We start from the raw sequence: 18,169 nt of genomic DNA on the forward strand, positions 1-18,169 counted from the left end.
ATCAGCCCGGATGACGCGAATCGGCAAAGCTCTGCTGGGCGCTGAAATCTCCGCGTAGTTTTTCGTACTGGCCGTCCTCGCGCAGTTCCCAGGAGCCGCGTGTGTCGGCCCATTCGGTGTTCAGGATGCGCAAAAACTGATCGCGGTGAGTATCGTCCAGCACGGGCGCAATGACTTCGACGCGGCGGTCCAGATTGCGGCTCATCCAGTCGGCACTGCCGAAATACACCTCAGGCTGACCCGCGTTGCCAAAAGCGTAGATGCGGGCGTGTTCCAGATAGCGCCCCAGCAGACTGCGAACGCGAATGGTTTCCGACAGACCCGGCAGGCCCGGACGCAGGCAGCACACGCCGCGCAAGATCAGTTCTATCCGCACGCCTGCGCCCGCCGCCCGGTAAAGCGCCTCGATCATGCCGGGGTCGGTCAGTTGGTTGACCTTGATGCGTGCCCAGGCTTCATGTCCAGCGCGGGCGTGGTCGGCCTCGCGGTCCAGCAGCATCTCAAATCCGCTGCGGGCGGTGTCGGGGGCCACCAGCAGGTGGGTGTATTCCGCCTCGGCGTACCCGGTGAGGTGGTTGAACAGTTCGGCAATATCGGCCCCCAGATTCGGGTCGGCACTCAGCAGGCTCAGATCGGTATACAGGCGGGCGGTCTTGGGGTTGTAGTTTCCGGTGCCCACATGCACGTAACGCCGCAACCCGCCTTCCTCGCGCCGCACGATCATGGTCACTTTGGCGTGGGTCTTGAGGCCCGCCATGCCGTACACCACATGCGCCCCCGCACGCTCCAGCTTGCGTGCCCAACTGATATTGCGCTGCTCGTCGAAGCGGGCCTTGAGTTCGATCAGGGCCACCACCTGTTTGCCGTTTTCGGCAGCGGTTCGCAGTGCGCCCAGCAACCGGGGGTCGTCGCCCGTGCGGTAGAGGGTCTGCTTGATCGCCAACACCTGCGGATCACGCGAGGCTTCTTCCAGAAAGTTCAGCACGTTGGAAAAGCTGTCGTAAGGATGGTGCAGCACCACGTCGCCCCGGCGGATGGTGTCGAACATGCCGCCTTCCTCGTCGCCGTCGAGATCGGGCACGGCAGCCACGAAGTCGGGGAAGGCCAGGTCGGGGCGCTTGACGGGCAGGCCCATCAGGTCGGCGGTTCCCAGCGGGCCTTCCAGCATAAAAATGTCTTTGTGATCCAGCCGCAGCCGCTCCTGCAAAAAGGTGATGATCTCGGCGGGCGTCTCGCGCATCATTTCCAGACGCACCGCAGACCCGAACCGGCGGCGGCGCAGGCCGTCTTCGATGGTTGCCAGCAGGTCCTCGGCTTCCTCTTCCTCGAACTCGTAATCGGTGTTGCGGGTCACGCGGAACACGTGCGCGGCCAGCACATTCCGGCCCTTGAACAGCTCACCGATATGGGCGGCGATCACGTCTTCCAGCAGCAGCAGCGAGTCACCAACAGGCACGATGCGCGGCAGCACGCCCACCGGAATCTTCACGCGGGCAAAATCGGGGTCTTCGCCCTCTCCGGCGTCCAGCAGCACGGCCAGATTCAGGCTCAGGTTGCTGAGGTAAGGAAAGGGATGGCTGGGATCGACCACCAGCGGCGTCAGCACGGGCTGGATTTCGGAGAGGTAATGCTCTCGCAGTTGCGCCCGCGCCCGCTTGCCCAGATCGGGCACCCGCACCAGCCGCACGCCCTCGGCCGCCAGATCACGCAGGGTTTTGCGGGCCGCCTTCTCTATCTCGCGCAACATGGTATGCGTCCGGTCACGCACGATATCCAGCGTCTCACGCGGAGACAATCCATCGGGTCCGGGAGTCTGCACGCCCGCCGCGATCTGGCGATGCACGCCCGCCACGCGCACCATAAAAAATTCATCGAGGTTGCTGCCGCAGATGGCCGCGTATTTCAGGCGCTCCAGCGGCGGATTGCGCCTGTCGCGGGCTTCCGAGAGAACGCGCTCATTGAAGGCCAACCAAGACAACTCGCGGTTCAGAAACGGGCTGTCGGCGTTTGCCACCGTGGACATGGTGCGGATGGCAGGAGTCAGTGTGTCGGGCGCGGCTGCGGCCTTGGCGACCTTTTTACCTGCTGCCTTGCCGGGACTTTTGCGGCGGCCTCGCTGCTCAGGCACGGCCGCGGGCGCATCGGCTGTCGGGGCCGCAGTCTTATCGGTGGGCGCGGTGGCAGGGTTGTTGGTGGGCGCAGCGGCAGTCGCAGAATCGGCGGACACAGTTCTCTCTCCTCGGTGGTCGGCGCACCTTGTGGCACAGCACGCCGCACGCAGTACAGGTGTAACTCAATACAAGCCCAATAGAACACAGCCGCGTCAACACGGCGTCAGTCGCGTGTGCTGAGCGTACCAGAGGGAGGATGAAAAAACGCGCAGCAGGCTAAAAAGAGCCGTCTACGCGGAGAAAGATAAATGGTTCGTCAGGTTGGGCAGTATTCCAGCCCTGAGAGCATTGATTGTATAAGAAATAAATTAACCACCAAACAATCAATCCAACAGTGGGTTTTTACCACCACTTTCTACAAATTTTCTGAATAGAGCAAGGAGTTGAGGAAGTGATCTTGCTCCGCCGAACGCGTTGAATTTGAAGTCTTCACACCTGACTCCAAATCCGTCTGTATCGATGTCACCAACAGAATAAACTGGGAAAGAAATGCCTTCAAACTCTGTGTCATATAAATCAACTTGAATATGCCAGCCGGGATTATCAGTGGTTTGAATTTTGATCCCCTGTTGATGCTCCCAGTCTCCATCACAGTTTTTGGCAAACCAACGCGACAGGTAATCTGTATCTTCAGTATTCATCAGGCACTCTCGTATGGTCATGTGGATTCAGAACCGCTAAAAACCTCGCTGACTTACTCATCATCACCAATCGCTCCCATATAGAAAAGAAAGGGCGGCAACACCCACCCTTGCCGCCCCCTTTCCTAACTCTATACGTCCTTTCTAACCTCTACACCCGCCGGAGCAGCAGCGCCGCGTTCTGGCCGCCGAAGGCAAACGAGTTGCTGAGGGCGTATTCCACCTGCGTTTCCCGTGCGCCTTCGGGGATGTAGTCCAGGTCCAGTGCTGGGTCTTCATCACCCGCGAGGTTGATGGTGGGGGGCAAGATGCCGTCACGCAGGGCCTGTGCTACGGCAATGGCTTCGATGGCTCCCGCCGCGCCCAGCAGGTGCCCGGTCATGGATTTGGTGGACGATACGGCCAACTTGTGGGCATGATCGCCAAACACGGCCTTGATGCCCTGCGTTTCGTGCAGGTCGTTGAAGTGCGTGCTGGTGCCGTGCGCGTTGATGTAGCCCACCTGATCGGGGTTGACGCCCGCTGTGGCGAGGGCCATCCGCATGGCGACCTGTGCGCCGCGTCCCTCGGGGGCAGGCATGGTGATGTGATGCGCGTCGGCGCTGGTGCCGTAGCCCACGACTTCGGCGTAGATGGTGGCTCCGCGTGCTTTGGCCTTCTCATACTCTTCCAGAATGACCACGCCCGCGCCTTCGCCCAGCACGAATCCGTCACGGCCCGCTGCAAAAGGACGGCTGGCGGTCTGGGGGTCATCGTTGCGGGTACTGAGCGCCTTCATGTTGGAAAATCCGCCGATGGCGATGGGTGTGATGGCCGCTTCCGAACCGCCCGCGATCATCACGTCGGCCAGACCGAGCTGGATGTAGCGGGCCGCGTCGCCAATGGCTCCGGTTCCGGTGGCACAGGCCGTGACCACCGTGCTGCTTGGCCCCGTGACCCCGAACCGCATGGACACATGCCCGGAAGCCATGTTGGCAATCATCATCGGGATAAACATGGGGCTGATTCGGCCTGCGCCGCGTTCCACGAGGACCCGCGACTGGTCTTCAAAGGTTTTGACGCCGCCGATGCCGCTGCCCAGCAGGGTTCCGGTGCGTTCGCCGCGCAGTTCCTCGGCACTCAGGCCGCTGTCGGCCACAGCCAGATCTGCCGCTGCCAGCGCCAACTGAACATACCGGTCCATCTTGCGGGCCTCGCGGGGGTCAATGTAAGCGTCCAAGCTCTCATTGACCTCGCCTGCAATTTTGCTGGCCGTGCTGGACGTATCGAAGTGTGTGATGGCCGCAATTCCGCTTTTACCCGCCCGCTGCGCCTCGGCGTAGGCTGCCGCGCCCAATCCGATGGGCGTCACTGGCCCCAATCCCGTAATAACCACCCGTTTTAAGCCTGTAATTGCCATGCTGTTCCCTCCGAAATCGGGGGCCAGCCCAGCCCCCAGCCTGTATTTCCCAAGTCCCTACACCCAACAGAGCCTGCACTACAACAGCGGGCGGGAAACGGTTCTCACCGCGCCCGCCCTGCCCGTTGCCTCCCAGATTAACCCACGGTCTGAAAGGCTGATGGCCTGTTTACTGCTTGCCCTCGATAAAGGAAACGGCGGCCTGCACGGTGCGGATGCTTTCGGCATCTTCATCGCTGATGGTCACGCCGAACTTGTCTTCCAGACCCATGATCAGTTCCACGGTCTCGAGGCTGTCTGCACCCAGGTCTTCTACGAAACGCGCTTCAGGGGTTACCTTTTCCGCGTCTACGCCGAGTTTCTCCACGATTACTTCTTTTACGTCATCAAAAGTTGCCATAGTCAAATACCTCCCTAGATTGAAGTCTGCGCCAGTCTACACGCGGGGCGGCGCAGGGTAAGCTTTTCTGAACGGGGTTCAAGGGCAAGCAGGTGGGGCCGTCGGGCTATTTTTCCCCACTCATACGGACTCCGCTCAATTTCCACACACCCGGAACGTCACCGATTGCGCGTCCATATCGCGTAGCCCGTACTCGTTGCTACTCGCTCTGCTCGGATTGAAAGCCAAAATGTGCGGCTTTCAATCGGAATCCACATCAGTGCGGGTACAGCCCGCCGTCTACGCCGATCACCTGCGCGGTGATGTAGGCAGCGGCGTCGCTGGCGAGGAAGGCTACTACCGCCGCCACCTCTTCAGGCTGACCGAAGCGGGCCAGGGGAATGCCGCCCAGATAGGCGGTGCGGGTCGCTTCTGGCAGGGCCGCCGTCATATCGCTCTCGATGAAGCCGGGGGCCACCGCATTCACGGTGATGCCGCGCCCGCCGTATTCCTTGGCAAGGGCTTTGGTCAGGCCGATCAGTCCAGCTTTGCTGGCAACGTAGTTGGCCTGTCCGGGGTTGCCCATCAGGCCCACCACGCTGGCAATGTTGATGATCCGGCCTGTGCGGGCACGCATCATGTGTTTCAGGGCGGCGCGGCTGGCCGTAAACGCACTCGTCAGGTTGGTGTCCAGCACGGCCTGCCAGTCTTCATCTTTCATGCGAACGGCCAGCGTATCGCGGGTAATTCCTGCATTGTTGACCAGCACATCGAGGCGGCCAAACGCGGCGATCACATGTTCGACCAAAGCTCCGGCATTGGCGGGAGTGGTCAGGTCGGCCCCGAAGACCTGCGCGGCGACGCCGTGGGCACGGGCGGTCTCGGCCACCTTCTCGGCTTCGGCGGCGTTGCGCCCGTAGTGGATGGCGACATCAAAGCCTGCGGCGGCCAGTTGCAGGGCCATCGCGCGCCCCAGGCCCCGGCTGCTGCCGGTCACGAGGGCGACTTTTCTGGGTTGAGGGCTGGGCTGGTCGGTCATGCGTTCTCCATTTGAGTTCTATTTTGCACGCCCGCCAGATGGTGCGCGTTGTGGTACAGCGTAAACAACAGCATTTCCCGCACGCTGAGCGGGCCGAGCACCGGATGGGCCAGCGTGTAGGCGTCCAGATCGGCGTTGGCCCAATCCTGCAAGCGGGCCTGCAAGGTGTCCAGCGTTTGCTGGTATTCGGCCACCAATTCGGCCTGTGTGCCCTGCGGATCGGGCAGAAATCGGCCTGAGGCTTTGACGCCTGTGGCAAGCGTTTCCCGGTACAGGGCCTGAATCTCGGCGTAGGAGCGGGAAGGCTGCGAGGCGGCGCGGGCGGGCAGGCGGTCACGGGGCAGACCCAGCGCCATTCCCACCGGGGCATTGGAAACGGTCAGGTGGTGCAGATGATGGGCAGGCGACCACGTTTCGGCGTTGCCGTGCGTGAATTGCTCGGGGGAAAGGCCCGCGAAGAATGCGCCCACCTGTTCCCGAGTCTCAGCCAGAGCCGCCACAATCTCGGCCTGAGAAAACGGCTCGCTCATAGCTGAAAGGCTTCGAGTTGCGCCGCCGTACCCACGTTGATGGTGCGGGCATCGGGCAGGATGCGCTTGACCAATCCGGTCAGGACACTGCCGGGGCCAAATTCGATAAAGACTTCTGCGCCCGCGTCGGCCAGTGCCCGGATGGTTTCGACCCAGCGCACGCTGCCGGTAATCTGGGCGGTCAGCAGTTCGGGGAGGGCGGCGGGCGCGGCCCCGGCTTCGGCGGTCACGTTGGCGTACACCGGAAAGGCCAGCGGCGCAAATGGCGTATCGCTGAGGGCGGGGGCCAAGCCAGCGGCGGCGGGCTGCATCAGCGCACAGTGAAACGGGGCACTGACCTTCAGGGGAATGACCTTCAGACCGCGTGCCTTCAGTTCGGCGCTGGCGGCGTCCACGGCACTCTTTTCGCCCGAGATGACGGTCTGGGTGGGCGCATTGAAGTTGGCAGGCTGCACAATGCCCGAACTGGCCGCGCAGACTTCCAGCACGGCGGCGGGGTCGCCCATCACGGCGCTCATGGCCCCCACGCCCACAGGCACGGCCTGCTGCATTCGCTCGCCCCGTTCGCGGGTCAGGCGCAGGGCGTCCGGCAGGCTCAGCGCTCCAGCCGCCACCAACGCCGAATACTCACCGAGGCTGTGGCCCGCGCCAAAAGCAGGGGTCAATCCGGTCTGCGCGACCCACGCCCGGTACGCTGCCACCGACGCCGCCACCAGTGCGGGCTGTTGGTTGGCCGTCAGGGTCAGGTCTTCGGACGGGCCTGTTTCGATCAGGGCACGCAGCCCCGGCAGGGTGGCTTCAGCCTGGGCGTACACCGCTTCGGCGGGGGCGTAGGCAGCGGTCAGGTCGGCCCCCATGCCCACCGAATGCGATCCCTGACCGGGGAACAGGGCCGCTATTCTGGGTGCAGCTCTTCTGGGCATCATACCGACACCGCCTCGGGTTGCGCCTCTGGCCGCCCTGCCCAGCCACGGGCCTGCACGCTCGGCGCACCGCTCCACCATTTCAGGGTGGCCGCCGCCCAGCTCAGGCCGCCGCCAAAGGCCACCAGCAGAATTTGCTGGCCGTCTTTCACGCGCCCGTCGTCCACGGCTTCCTTCATGGCAAGGGGCACGGTGGCGCTGGAGGTGTTGCCGTAGCGGTCAAGGTTCATCACCATCTTGCTCATGGGCACGCCAAAGCGCTGCGCGGCGGCCTCGATGATCCGCACATTGGCCTGATGAGGAACCACCCAGTCCACGTCAGCACTCTTCACACCGCTTTTGGCAAGCACTTCTGCGCCGCTGTCACCCAGAACGCGCACGGCAAATTTGAAGACTTCGCGGCCATTCATGCCTGTCCATTTGCCCATCGGAAAACCGCCGGGAAGTTGGTGGGCCAGGAAGCGGGAATAGAGGCTGCTGCCGCCCGCACTGTCTGCGCCCAGTACAAAATCCTGAAAGCCGTAGCCCTCCGGCACGGGGCCGACCACCACCGCGCCCGCACCGTCGCCAAACAGGATGGCGGTGTTGCGGTCCTCCTGATCCACGATTTTGGTGATGGTTTCCGCGCCGATCACCAGCACCCGGCGGGCTGTACCGCCCTGAATCAGCCCCCGCGCCATGCCCAGCCCATATACGAATCCACTGCATGCTGTGGACAAGTCAAACGCGCCCGCACCCGCAAGGCCCACCTGTCCGGCAATCAGCGCCGCCGTGGAAGGAAACATGGCATCTGGGCTGGCGGTGGCGCAGATCACCATATCCACGTCTTTCAGGCCGTCCGGGTCGCGGGCCAGCAGGTCACGTACCGCGCCCAACCCCACATCCGAGGTGAATTCATCGGGCGCAGAGAAGCGGCGTTCCCTGATCCCGGTGCGCGATTCGATCCACTCGGCGGTGGTATCCATCCGCGCCTCGAATTCCTCATTTTTGACCACGCGAGCGGGCGCAAACGAGCCGAGGGCAGTAATGCCGATGCTGGGGCGGGCAGAGTTGGGGGCGGTCATGCCTCATACGGTAGCATTCTTTGAACGGACGTTCAATCAATTTTAGGGAGTCTGAACAGGGTTCAAAATGGTTGGGAGGTGGGGCAGGTATGAGCTGCCGAAAGGGCGTCTGATACGGAATTAAACAGAATCCTGTGCATATTGATTCTCACCACGAGGAAAGAGGGGAAGAACGCCAATTCTGCTCAGGCAACATGCTTCTGAAACATCCAAAGAAGAAGGCCCGCCACACAGGACGAGCCTTCTTCTTTGGATGTTTCCCCTGATCAGCTCTTGCCGCACAGAGTAGATGCCGAAGCTGGATTACTCGGCGTTCTGGCTTTCGCCTTCGGCCTGAGTCTCTTCAGCCTGAGCGGCTTCGGCTTCAGGAGCATCGGCCTGAGCTTCATCAGACTGGGCAGCCTCGGCGTCGGCCTGTGCAGGAGCCGTCAGGCCAGCGATGGCCGCCTGCAGACCTTTTTCACGCAGCAGCGAGGCGTAGTAGTTGTTCAGGCCGTTTGGCCCGAGCTGGGTACGGAGTTGCTGGGCGGTCATGTTGTTGGCCTGTGCCAGCGCGTTCATGGTCTGGTTGAACTCGGCGTCGCTGACCTGCACTTTCAGGTCTTCGGCCAGTTGCTCCAGCGCCAGATCACGGCGCACGCGGGTCTCGGCGTTCTTGGCGAGGTCGGCCATGAACTCGTCGAGCTTGCCCTGCTCCTGCATAAAGCTCTCGTACTCGCCCCACTGCACACCCTGACGGCTCAAATCATCCTTGATTTCGGCCATCATGCTTTCGCGGCGGGTGTCCAGCAATGCGCGGGGAATCTCCACGGTCATGCCTTCGACGAGGTGGTTGATGAACTCCTCGCGGCGGGCGGTGTCGCCTTCCTGCTGGGCGCGGCGCTCCAACTCGGCTTGCAGGTCGGTACGCAGACGGTCCAGGCTGTCGAAGTTCAGGCTGGCGGCAAAAGCGTCATCCAGTTCCTGAAGTTGCTTGGTTTTCACGTCCTGCACAATCACCGTTACGGTGTGCTCGGCGTGCTCGTGGTCGCCGTGCTGGTGGGCAGGAACCGTGATTTCTACGGTGTCGCCCTTGTGCTTGCCCAACAGGGCTTCGCGCACGTGCGCTTCGGCCACGTCGAGGTACACGGGGTAGGTGCCGCCTTCTTCGCCCTGCTCCTCGATGGTCACCTGATCGGTGGCTTCGATGGCGCGGTCTACGCTTTCAAAGGTGGCGTTGCGCTCCTGAAGGTCGGCCAGCGTGCGGCCCAGCACTTCATCGGTGATTTCGGGCGAGGTGGCCGTCATCTGCGCGGCTTTCCAGTCGCCCAGCGTGACGGCGGGGTAGGTTTCGCCCTTCACGGTAAAGTCGAATGCCTGCCCACTGACCACGTCTGCGGGGTCGATGGTGGCGTCTACGAGGTTCAATTTCAGGTCACGTGCGCCCTGGGGGTAGTGAACCTGAAGAAGCCGGTCACGGACTTCCTGCTCCACGTAGCCTTTCCCGACGCGGCCTTCAAGCACCTTGCGGGGGGCCTTGCCGGGGCGAAAGCCAGGAACGCGCACGTCACGGGCAAGGCCCGCCCACACCTGTTCATAAGCGCGGTTGACCTCGGCGGCGGGAACCGTGACCTTAAACTCCACTTTGTTGCCTTCTCTGCTGATCAGCTCTGCCATACGTCTCCCGTCTTGGCACCGGACACGCGGCCCCGTGTGGGGGCGGCCCGGCACCCTCGTTGTGTGTGATTCTGCCGCCTGCGCCACTTCAGACCTGAGACGCACGTTCTTCTCGGAGCCTGCCTTCTCAAAATCTGAATCGTGGGCGCGGCATGCCCGGCGCATCATAATGCTTTTCTGGCAGGGGACGCTGCTGTGACCCCGTCCATGAACATTCACCGATAAGGCACAGAGGCCATCAAAGAGTTTAGCCGAAAACGGTGAGGAGGGGCCACAGGCAGCCCAGATGCGCACCCGCCGATATGGGCGGGCCAACGAACAGGGGCGGCCTTCCTGATGGAAAAGCCGCCCCTGCCGCCTCATATTGTTGCTGCCCTGCTGCTTGGTGCGAGGAAAGAGACTTGAACTCTCACTCCTTCCGGAACCAGATCCTAAGTCTGGCGCGTCTACCAATTCCGCCATCCCCGCACGGGAAACCTGTGAAGCCGGAACAAACAAGAGTAGCAGCCGATAAGAAAACCCCGGCTCAGACCTTCGCCTGAGCCGGGGCATTTTGGGGTGGATTAGGGGACTTGAACCCCCGGCCTCCGCTTCCACAGAGCGGCGCTCTAACCAACTGAGCTAAACCCACCACAGCCAACCGCTGCCTTGCCGCCCTCACAGGCTTACACATCTTAAGGAAGAGGGGGGCCGCTGTCAACGGGCGGTGTGGGCGCTAGGCCAATCGGCGTGCGGCACTCGCCTTCACCGTTCTTCCAGAATCTCCAACCGGTTGCCCCATGGATCACGCAGAAAGATGCGCCGGATGGGAGCCAATTCTGCATCTGGCACGTAAGCAATCCCAAAACGGCCAGCCTGCTCCAGTATGGCGTTCAGGTCAGGACAACGCAGCGCCAGGTGGCCTTTGTCTCGGGGCACAAAGTTGGGCGTGACGCCGTTGTGCAGCTGGCGTCCATCGGGCAGACCGAACCATGCGCCGCCACGTGCGGCCAACACAGCTGGTTTGGTCAGTTCGGGCAAACCCAGGAACCCGCCGAAAAACGCACGGGCCTCGGCTTCACAGCCCGCAGGCGCTTCGATCTGCACGTGATCCAGGCCGGAAATCAGCGGAGCGGCTTGGGTGGTCATAGGACCAAAGTAGTCCCTGCTGAAGCCCCGTCCCCGTCCCTCTGTGCGGAACAAATTGGACTGGCCCCACTGCTTCCCGCAGCCGCTTTGCCGTACCCTGTAGCCACACATGAACTTCAATTTGCCGGAAGACCTGCGCGACGTGCAGGACACCATTCGCGACTTTATGCTGAATGTGGTCGAACCCCGCGCCCACGAAATCGAGGACAGCAACCGCGTGCCGCCCGAATTGATGGCGCAGGCGGCAGGGCTGGGACTGTTTGGCCTCAGCATTCCCGAGGAATACGGCGGCGCGGGGCTGGGCATGCTGGGGCGCTGCGCGGCGTATGAGGCGCTGGGGCAGGGGCATATGGGCTTTGGCGGGGTCATCAGTGCCCACGCCTCTATCGGCACCAGTGGACTGGTGAAATTGGGCAACGAGGAACAGAAGCAGCGGTTTTTGCCGCGCATGGCCTCGGGCGAGTGTGTGGCCGGATTTGCCATCACCGAGCCGACGAGTGGCAGCGACGCGGCCAATATCCGCACACGGGCCGAGCGGCGCGGCGATATGTACGTGCTGAACGGGACCAAGCACTACATCAGCAACGCGCCCATCGCGGGCCTGCTGACCGTGATCGCCATTACCGACCCCGCACAGGGCACCAGGGGCATGAGCGCCTTTCTGGTGGAACCGCAGACCACCCCCGGCGTGCGTGTGGGCAAAATAGATGAAAAAATGGGCCAGAAGGGGGCGCTGTCGGCAGAGGTGATCTTTGAAGACGCCGAGATTCCAGCCGCCAACCTGCTGGGGCCAGAGCATCTGGGCTACCGCGAGGCGCTGGGCATCCTGACTTCCGGGCGGGTGGGCATCGCGGCCCGCAGCACCGGGGCCATGCAACGGCTGCTTGACCTGAGCGTGCAGCACGCCAAAACCCGCGAGCAGTTTGGGCAGCCCATCGGAGAATTTCAGGCGGTGCAGTTCATGCTGGCCGAAATGGACATCGCCCTGCAAACCAGCCGGGTGCTGTGGCAAAAGGTGGCCTGGATGGTGGATGAAGGCCAGGACGTGCGGCGCATGGCGAGCGTGGCGAAATATCACGCCACCGAAATGCTGTCTCAGGTGGCCGACAAAGCGGTGCAGGTCGCGGGCGGCATGGGCTACATGAAGGATTACCCAGTCGAGCGCTATTACCGCGATCAGCGCCTGCTGAGGATTTACGAGGGCACCAGCGAGATTCAGAAGCTGATCATTGCGCGGGCTTTGCTGGCCTAAGCAAGGGAGCCGGATAGACAAAAGGGGCGGGGGCGCGAATGCCTTCGCCCTTCTTCTGGCCTGAACCTTTGGCCTGAGCCACGGAGATTCCCGAACTGCCCCGACCCCATCAATCCTAAACACACCGTCAGGCAGCGCAAGGGTTGTGTCAGGGGATGCGGAGTAGCGTTGAGATGTGGCGCAGACTGCGTGGGCCACACGGCGGAGGCAAGGGGTAGATCAAGGCATGGCAAGGGTGATGGCGCTTGCCCCAACCCCCCAAACTTGATATAGTTGCACTCAAGTTTCTTGGCATCAGGTGGAGATCAAACCGGACGCCAAACCCGAATTCTCAATGCAGAGCCGCCCCATAGGACGCGCCCTGTTGCTGGTCAAAAGGAGCAACCATGACCACCGACATCCTCCAACTGCCCGCCAATGTTCCCGTCTGCCCCGTTCGCGGCAGCGTTATTTATCCCACGATGGTGCAGCACATCGACGCCAGCCGTTCTCTTTCCATCAATGCCATAGAAGCGGCGATGGCCGGCGAAAAGGTCATCCTGATCGTGTCTCAGCGCGATAAGGATGTAGACGATCCTCAGGGCGCTGACCTGTATGACGTGGGCACGGCCTGTAACGTGCTGCGCGTTCGCAAGAACCCCGACGGCACCGTGCAGATGCTGGTTTCGGCAGTGGCCCGCGCCCGCGCCAAGAATTACACCCGCGACGAGTACCTGCGGGCCGACATCGAACTGATGCCCGAAGTGGCCGCCGATCCGGTGGAATTTCAGGCACTGGCCCGCGAACTGCGCGAAAAGTTTGACGTGATCGCTGGAAACGGCAAGGTCAGCGCCGAAAGCGTGCAGACCATTCAGGGCAAGGAAGAAGCGGGCGAGATGGCCGACCACATCGCCTTCAACCTTGATTTCAAGCTGGAAGACAAGCAGGCGCTGCTGGAAGCCGCCAGCCCGGTGGCCCGCATTCGCAAGCTCCTGACGCTGCTGGACACTGAACAGGAAGTTCAGGCGGTGCAGGCCCGGATTCGCGCACAGGTGAAAGAAGAGATCGACAAGAACCAGCGTGAATACTATCTGCGCGAGCAGATGAAAGTGATTCAGAAGGAACTTCAGGGCGGTGAAGACGGCGAGGACGGCGACGAGGCCGACGCCTTCCGCACCAAGATCGAGGCGCTGGACCTGAAGCCCGACGTCAAGAAAGAGATTGACCGTGAAGTGAACCGCCTTGCCCGGATGCACCCCGATGCCGCCGAAGCCAGCGTGATCCGCACCTACCTGACGTGGGTCACGGAATTGCCCTGGAATACCCGCAGCGAAGACCGTCTGGACGTGCCTGAGGCCGCCCAGATTCTGGACGACGACCACTACGGGCTGGAAAAAGTGAAGGACCGCGTGCTGGAATTCCTGGCCGTGCGCCGACTGCGCAAGGAGCGGGCCGAGCGCGGCGAACTGAGTGCCGAGGACGTGAACAAGGGGCCGATTCTGGTCTTTACCGGACCTCCCGGTGTGGGTAAAACCTCCATCGCGCAGAGCATTGCCAAGGCGCTGGGCCGCAAGTATGTTCGCATTGCCCTCGGTGGCGCACGCGACGAATCCGATATTCGGGGCCACCGCCGCACCTACATTGGCGCGATGCCCGGACGCCTGATTCAGGGCATCCGCACGGCAGGCACCAAGAACCCCGTGATCCTGCTGGACGAGGTGGACAAGCTGGGCACGAGCTATCAGGGCGACCCCTCCAGCGCCCTGCTGGAAGTCCTCGACCCCAGCCAGAACCAGCACTTTACCGACCACTATCTGGGCGTGGCGTTTGATCTCAGCGAAGTGATGTTTATCGCGACGGCCAACTACCCCGAGCAGATTCCCGCCGCCCTGATGGACCGCATGGAAGTCATCGACTTTTCGAGCTACATCGAACAGGAAAAGCTGGAAATTGCCAAGCGTTACCTGATGCCCCGCCAGTTGACCCAGAACGGCCTGAAGCCCAACCAGATCAGCTTTACCGACGCGGCTCTGGAGCGTCTGATCAGCCACTACACCCGTGAAGCAGGGGTGCGGAATCTGGAGCGCGAAATCGGCACGGTGGCCCGCAAGGTGGCCCGCCGGATCGCCACGGGCGAAGTCAAGCGCGTGAAAGTGACCGACAAGGAGCTGGACCGTTATCTCGGTCAGGCCCGCCACACCCCCGAAACCGAGAACCGTGAAGACATGGTGGGCGTCAGCACCGGCATGTTCTACACCCCGGTGGGCGGCGACATCCTGTTTGTGGAAACCAGCGTGATGCCCGGTAAGGGACTGGTGCTGACCGGACAACTGGGCGACGTGATGAAGGAATCGGCCCGCGCCGCCCTGACCTACGCCAAAACCAACAGCGAGCGCTTCCACATCGACAAGTCGCGGATCGACGACAGTGAAATTCATGTGCATGTGCCCGCCGGAGCCATTCCCAAAGAAGGCCCCAGCGCGGGCGGGGCGATGGCAACCAGCCTGATCAGCGCCCTGACCGGCATTCCTGCCCGCCACGACGTTGCCATGACCGGCGAAATGACCCTCACGGGCCGTTATCTGCCCATCGGTGGCCTGAAAGAGAAGGTACTGGGGGCACGCCGCGCCGGAATCAAGCACATCATCATGCCCAAAGCCAACGAACCCGACCTGCGCGATATTCCGCTGCACCTGCGCAGCAGCATGCGCTTCCATCCCTGCGAAACCGTGGACGAGGTGCTGGACGTGGCCCTCGTGGGCGGCCTGAAGGCGCTGGAGCGCGGCGCAGGCCTGAGCAATGTCGCAGGCAACGTAACCCCCGAGACGCCCAAGCGCAAAACGGGCCGCCGGGGTGCCGGAGCCAGCGCTTAAACTCCAAGTTCTCATTTTCAATCAAGAGCTTAATCTTTGCCCCCTGTCAGCGATGGCGGGGGGTTTTGCTGGGCTCTGCGGCCCGTTATCCTGTAGGCCCATGTCTGTTCCGCTCACGTTTTTAGTGGCTAGCCCGCACCTGCGCGGCGGCATCTTCGAGGGCGCAGTCATCTTGCTGCTGGAACACGATGCCAAGGGCGCAATGGGCCTGATCGTGAACGCCCCTATGTCTCAGTCGGTGTCGGACTTGCTGCCCGATATGCCGGGTCAGGCTGGCCCAGCCTGGCGTGGCGGCCCAATAGACCGCACGCTTGGGTGGTGCCTGTACCGCACGCCCCTGAATCTGGAAGGCGAAGTCCGTCTGAGCGCTGACCTGCTCGTGACCAGCAGTCTGGATGTGCTGCGGGCCGTGATGAGATCGAGCCAGGATTACATGCTGGTGTTGGGTTACGCCGGATGGGACGCAGGCCAACTGACTGAAGAGGCCCGCGTGGGCATGTGGATCTGGGTGGAGCAGGATACGCCCGACCTGATCTGGACAGTCCCCGCCGAAGCACGCTGGGCCGAAGCATTGGCGCAATTGGGCGTCACACCAGGAACGATCATGCCGGGTGGAGCACAGGCCTGAGCGCCCCCCTTCTGGGTGACGGTGCATCAGAGCTGAGCAGGGACTTGCGTGGTTCCGGGGTGCATGCTACTATCCCTCTCGCGCCCGAAAAAGGCGCAAGGCTCTCGCCAAAGCTGTGGGCACCGTTTTACACGGATTCACAGGTATTCGGCAGTAGCTCAGCGGTAGAGCGTCCGACTGTTAATCGGATGGTCGTAGGTTCGATCCCTACCTGCCGAGCCAATAAGAAACCTCGTCCTAGACGGGGTTTTTTGCTTTTGTATGGCACAACAAAATCATGCCCAACCGCCTGCCGTGCCCAACGCGTGCCCAACGGATTTCTCATGGCGTCCTTTCTGAGTCTTTGGTGAGGGGTGCAAAGTTGAGGGTCAGGGCGGCTCGTTCCTTGTCGAAGACGGTTCTGTACCGATCCTGAGTGAATGAGGCGCGGGCGTGCCCCACATGGGCGCTAATGACTTCTAGAGCCTGCCCATGCTGTCCCTGTATCGAGATAAAGGAATGCCGGAGAACATGCGTCCCCTTGTACGGCACACCCGCCTCTAGGCACAGCCGCCGCATCAGCTTGTAAACATTGTCCGGCAGGATGGGCAAGCCCCGTGCTGACGTGAAGACGGCTTCACTGCCTACGTAGTGCCCCCCTTGCGCTTCCTTGTCCAGTGCCACCCGTTCCGGCATCTCTCGCAAGATGGTCAGGGCGTCCCCATCTATGGTCATGCTGCGGCGTGAGCGGGCTGTCTTGGGGGTTGTCCGGTGCGCCTTACCGCCCAGACTGACCAGCGCCTCTTTGATATGAATGCGCCCCGCCTCCAGTTCGACATTTTCCCAGCGCAGGCCCAACGCTTCCCCAATCCGGATTCCAGTCGAGAGCATGAAACAAAAGGCCACCCCGCGCCGATCCTCACGGGCCACCGCGTAGAACTTGCCCGCCTCTTCTTCTGTCCATGCCTTCGCCGTTTCGTCTTGCGCCGCTGCCCTTGTGTACCGGGGGCGGGCCACGTCTGCCGGGTTACGGCTCAGGTCGCCATGCCGCACCGCTTCCGCAAACACCTGATGTAGGAGGTTATGAATCTGCCGCCGCATGGAATCGCCTAGCGGCTTGCCCAGCGTGTCTTCGCGCCGCTTGTCCTGATGCTGAAGACCCGCATAGAACGCCTCCAGATCACGCGGCGTAATGCTGGAGAGCCGCCGCTTGCCTAAGCCGGGAATAATGTGTGTTTCGATCAGACTTTTTTGCCCATGCGTGTACTTCGCGGCTTGCGCGTCCTGCCGGAGTTCATGCCACGCCCTGACGTATTGCTCAAGGGTCGTGCTGTGGGTCACGTTGAACTGCCCGCGCCCCGCGTCTGTTCGGGCACGGCTCAGCGCCTCTTCCGCTTCCGTTTTGGTATCCACTGTGCCCGCTGCCCGGAGAATCTCCCCGTTCTGAAGTTCCACTGTGGCCCGCCATTGCCAGCGCCCGGAAGGAAGACGCCGCACAGTGCCGCGCCCATTGCCCCGCTTGGGTGTCTCTACTTTCTTTGCCATGCCAGAACCCCGTTCCCGCTGCCTGCCTCACGCCGGGAAAGCGTGGGGCGCGTGAGTTACTGCTCTTTGGGCGTAATGGTGACTTGCAAGTTTAGGGCGTCAAGAATCGCGGGCCAGTGGCTATCCGGCCTCACAAGTGCCCCGCCTAAAGAACGGCTGAGGATTGCTGGAGTTGTGCCGATTTTTTCCGCTAGTTGCGCTTGCGTCATGCCCAATTCCTTGAGCCGGGTACGGATGGCGTCTTTTGCTGAGGGCGTCATATTGTCATCATATGCTAGTTAGCGCCTATTGACAATGTTTGCAGTAGACGCTAACATTTAGTCAGCAGAAAGGGGCGCACACCGTAGGAAGTAAACGCCCCTGACTGACTCCCCCTAGTCGAAGGAATCACCGTGAACGATACCAAACCCCGCGCCACTATCCGCACTTGGGAAGTCCACACCGTCTACCGTGAATGCAGTGTCGTTACTGGCACGGCCACCCACACCGTCACCCTGACGCGCACCGCTGCGGGCATCGAGGCCACTGTAGACAGCGAAGCGGCAGAACTGGGCGCGGCTCTTCGCATCCTGCACAGTGCAGACTCCCTCACCCTGATCTCTGAAACGCTGGAGGCTGCCCCCATTGGCAAGGCTCGCGCTGCCAAGCTGCACCGCCTCATGGCCCGCGCTGGTGTTCCCAGTGGTGAGCATTACGCCTTCGCTGCCGCTGCCTTAGATGCCCCTGTGTACAGCCTCGCGCTGCTCACTGAACCGGACGCCCGCGCCGTGTGGAAGTTCCTCCAGCAGACACACGCCGCCTGAGACAGATGGGGGCCACCGTGCCCCCGCCCCGTTTCAGATTCTGAAGTTTCTCCGTAACGGAGACTTCGCCGGAAGTGCTAGCAAACCCGACTATTCCGGCACACCCGGCAGAGAGAGGCCCGCCCATGTTCAAGCCCGGTTATTTGCTCCTGTACTTCGCCTGTCCCGCCCTGACTGCCC

The 18,169-nt window shown here is 62.1% G+C and carries 16 protein-coding genes and 3 tRNA genes; 5 read left to right on the plus strand and 14 right to left on the minus strand.

The window, feature by feature from the left end:
• Position 1: 1 nt before the first annotated feature.
• The 12 genes from ppk1 to F561_RS0117515 all read right to left on the minus strand — a co-directional run bounded on the left by ppk1 (position 2) and on the right by F561_RS0117515 (position 10,930).
• Positions 2 to 2,023 carry a polyphosphate kinase 1 gene (gene ppk1, locus F561_RS0117460; protein WP_157451976.1) on the minus strand — a complete coding sequence of 674 codons (2,022 nt, stop codon included), beginning with the start codon at positions 2,021 to 2,023 and terminating at the stop codon, positions 2 to 4.
• 471 nt (positions 2,024 to 2,494) lie between these two features.
• Positions 2,495 to 2,812: an immunity 53 family protein gene (locus F561_RS0117465; protein ID WP_211214832.1), complete on the minus strand. Its 318-nt coding sequence runs from the start codon at positions 2,810 to 2,812 to the stop codon at positions 2,495 to 2,497.
• Positions 2,813 to 2,963: 151 nt separating this feature from the next.
• The gene (gene fabF / locus F561_RS0117470) at positions 2,964 to 4,211 is read right to left on the minus strand and encodes a beta-ketoacyl-ACP synthase II (RefSeq protein WP_026299018.1); all 1,248 of its coding nucleotides are present in this window, start codon (positions 4,209 to 4,211) and stop codon (positions 2,964 to 2,966) included.
• A 169-nt stretch (positions 4,212 to 4,380) separates the two neighbouring features.
• Positions 4,381 to 4,611: an acyl carrier protein gene (gene acpP, locus F561_RS0117475; protein WP_019011261.1), complete on the minus strand. Its 231-nt coding sequence runs from the start codon at positions 4,609 to 4,611 to the stop codon at positions 4,381 to 4,383.
• A gap of 256 nt (positions 4,612 to 4,867) precedes the next feature.
• Complete coding sequence (gene fabG, locus F561_RS0117480) at positions 4,868 to 5,629, minus strand: 3-oxoacyl-[acyl-carrier-protein] reductase (RefSeq protein ID WP_019011262.1); 762 nt, start codon at positions 5,627 to 5,629, stop codon at positions 4,868 to 4,870.
• Entirely contained in the window at positions 5,626 to 6,159 is a 534-nt protein-coding gene (locus F561_RS27320) for a DinB family protein (protein ID WP_019011263.1), read from the minus strand. The genes fabG and F561_RS27320 overlap by 4 nt, the downstream gene beginning before the upstream one ends.
• Positions 6,156 to 7,082 (minus strand): ACP S-malonyltransferase, encoded by a 927-nt coding sequence (gene fabD / locus F561_RS0117490; protein ID WP_040381106.1) that lies wholly within the window; start codon positions 7,080 to 7,082, stop codon positions 6,156 to 6,158. Before fabD ends, F561_RS27320 begins: the two co-directional genes overlap by 4 nt.
• On the minus strand, positions 7,082 to 8,146 hold the full coding sequence (locus F561_RS0117495; protein ID WP_019011265.1) for a beta-ketoacyl-ACP synthase III: 1,065 nt from the start codon (positions 8,144 to 8,146) through the stop codon (positions 7,082 to 7,084). The genes fabD and F561_RS0117495 overlap by 1 nt, the downstream gene beginning before the upstream one ends.
• A gap of 303 nt (positions 8,147 to 8,449) precedes the next feature.
• Positions 8,450 to 9,802, minus strand: coding sequence for a trigger factor (gene tig / locus F561_RS0117500; RefSeq protein ID WP_019011266.1), 1,353 nt, complete (start codon positions 9,800 to 9,802; stop codon positions 8,450 to 8,452).
• 383 nt (positions 9,803 to 10,185) lie between these two features.
• A tRNA-Leu gene (locus F561_RS0117505) sits at positions 10,186 to 10,270 on the minus strand.
• An 86-nt stretch (positions 10,271 to 10,356) separates the two neighbouring features.
• Positions 10,357 to 10,433: transfer RNA gene (locus F561_RS0117510), tRNA-His, on the minus strand.
• Positions 10,434 to 10,546: 113 nt separating this feature from the next.
• Positions 10,547 to 10,930: a VOC family protein gene (locus tag F561_RS0117515; protein WP_019011267.1), complete on the minus strand. Its 384-nt coding sequence runs from the start codon at positions 10,928 to 10,930 to the stop codon at positions 10,547 to 10,549.
• Positions 10,931 to 11,039: 109 nt separating this feature from the next.
• Here F561_RS0117515 and F561_RS0117520 point away from each other — a divergent pair, with 109 nt between their 5' ends.
• The 4 genes from F561_RS0117520 (at position 11,040) to F561_RS0117535 (ending at position 15,884) form a co-directional block, all read left to right on the plus strand.
• Positions 11,040 to 12,182 carry an acyl-CoA dehydrogenase family protein gene (locus F561_RS0117520; protein ID WP_019011268.1) on the plus strand — a complete coding sequence of 381 codons (1,143 nt, stop codon included), beginning with the start codon at positions 11,040 to 11,042 and terminating at the stop codon, positions 12,180 to 12,182.
• 386 nt (positions 12,183 to 12,568) lie between these two features.
• Positions 12,569 to 15,034, plus strand: coding sequence for an endopeptidase La (lon, locus tag F561_RS0117525; protein WP_019011269.1), 2,466 nt, complete (start codon positions 12,569 to 12,571; stop codon positions 15,032 to 15,034).
• Positions 15,035 to 15,134: 100 nt separating this feature from the next.
• Positions 15,135 to 15,662 carry a YqgE/AlgH family protein gene (locus tag F561_RS0117530; RefSeq protein WP_019011270.1) on the plus strand — a complete coding sequence of 176 codons (528 nt, stop codon included), beginning with the start codon at positions 15,135 to 15,137 and terminating at the stop codon, positions 15,660 to 15,662.
• 147 nt (positions 15,663 to 15,809) lie between these two features.
• Positions 15,810 to 15,884, plus strand: a tRNA-Asn gene (locus F561_RS0117535).
• 99 nt (positions 15,885 to 15,983) lie between these two features.
• Here the strand turns inward: F561_RS0117535 and F561_RS0117540 are convergent.
• Both F561_RS0117540 and F561_RS29005 read right to left on the minus strand, forming a co-directional pair.
• On the minus strand, positions 15,984 to 17,186 hold the full coding sequence (locus F561_RS0117540; protein WP_019011271.1) for a tyrosine-type recombinase/integrase: 1,203 nt from the start codon (positions 17,184 to 17,186) through the stop codon (positions 15,984 to 15,986).
• A 56-nt stretch (positions 17,187 to 17,242) separates the two neighbouring features.
• Positions 17,243 to 17,446 (minus strand): helix-turn-helix domain-containing protein, encoded by a 204-nt coding sequence (locus F561_RS29005; protein ID WP_040381102.1) that lies wholly within the window; start codon positions 17,444 to 17,446, stop codon positions 17,243 to 17,245.
• Positions 17,447 to 17,578: 132 nt separating this feature from the next.
• Here F561_RS29005 and F561_RS0117550 point away from each other — a divergent pair, with 132 nt between their 5' ends.
• A complete protein-coding gene (locus tag F561_RS0117550) occupies positions 17,579 to 17,989 on the plus strand; it encodes a hypothetical protein (RefSeq protein WP_019011272.1) in 411 nt (136 codons plus the stop codon).
• Positions 17,990 to 18,169 lie beyond the last annotated feature (180 nt).

This window comes from Deinococcus aquatilis DSM 23025, assembly GCF_000378445.1.
GTDB lineage: Bacteria > Deinococcota > Deinococci > Deinococcales > Deinococcaceae > Deinococcus > Deinococcus aquatilis.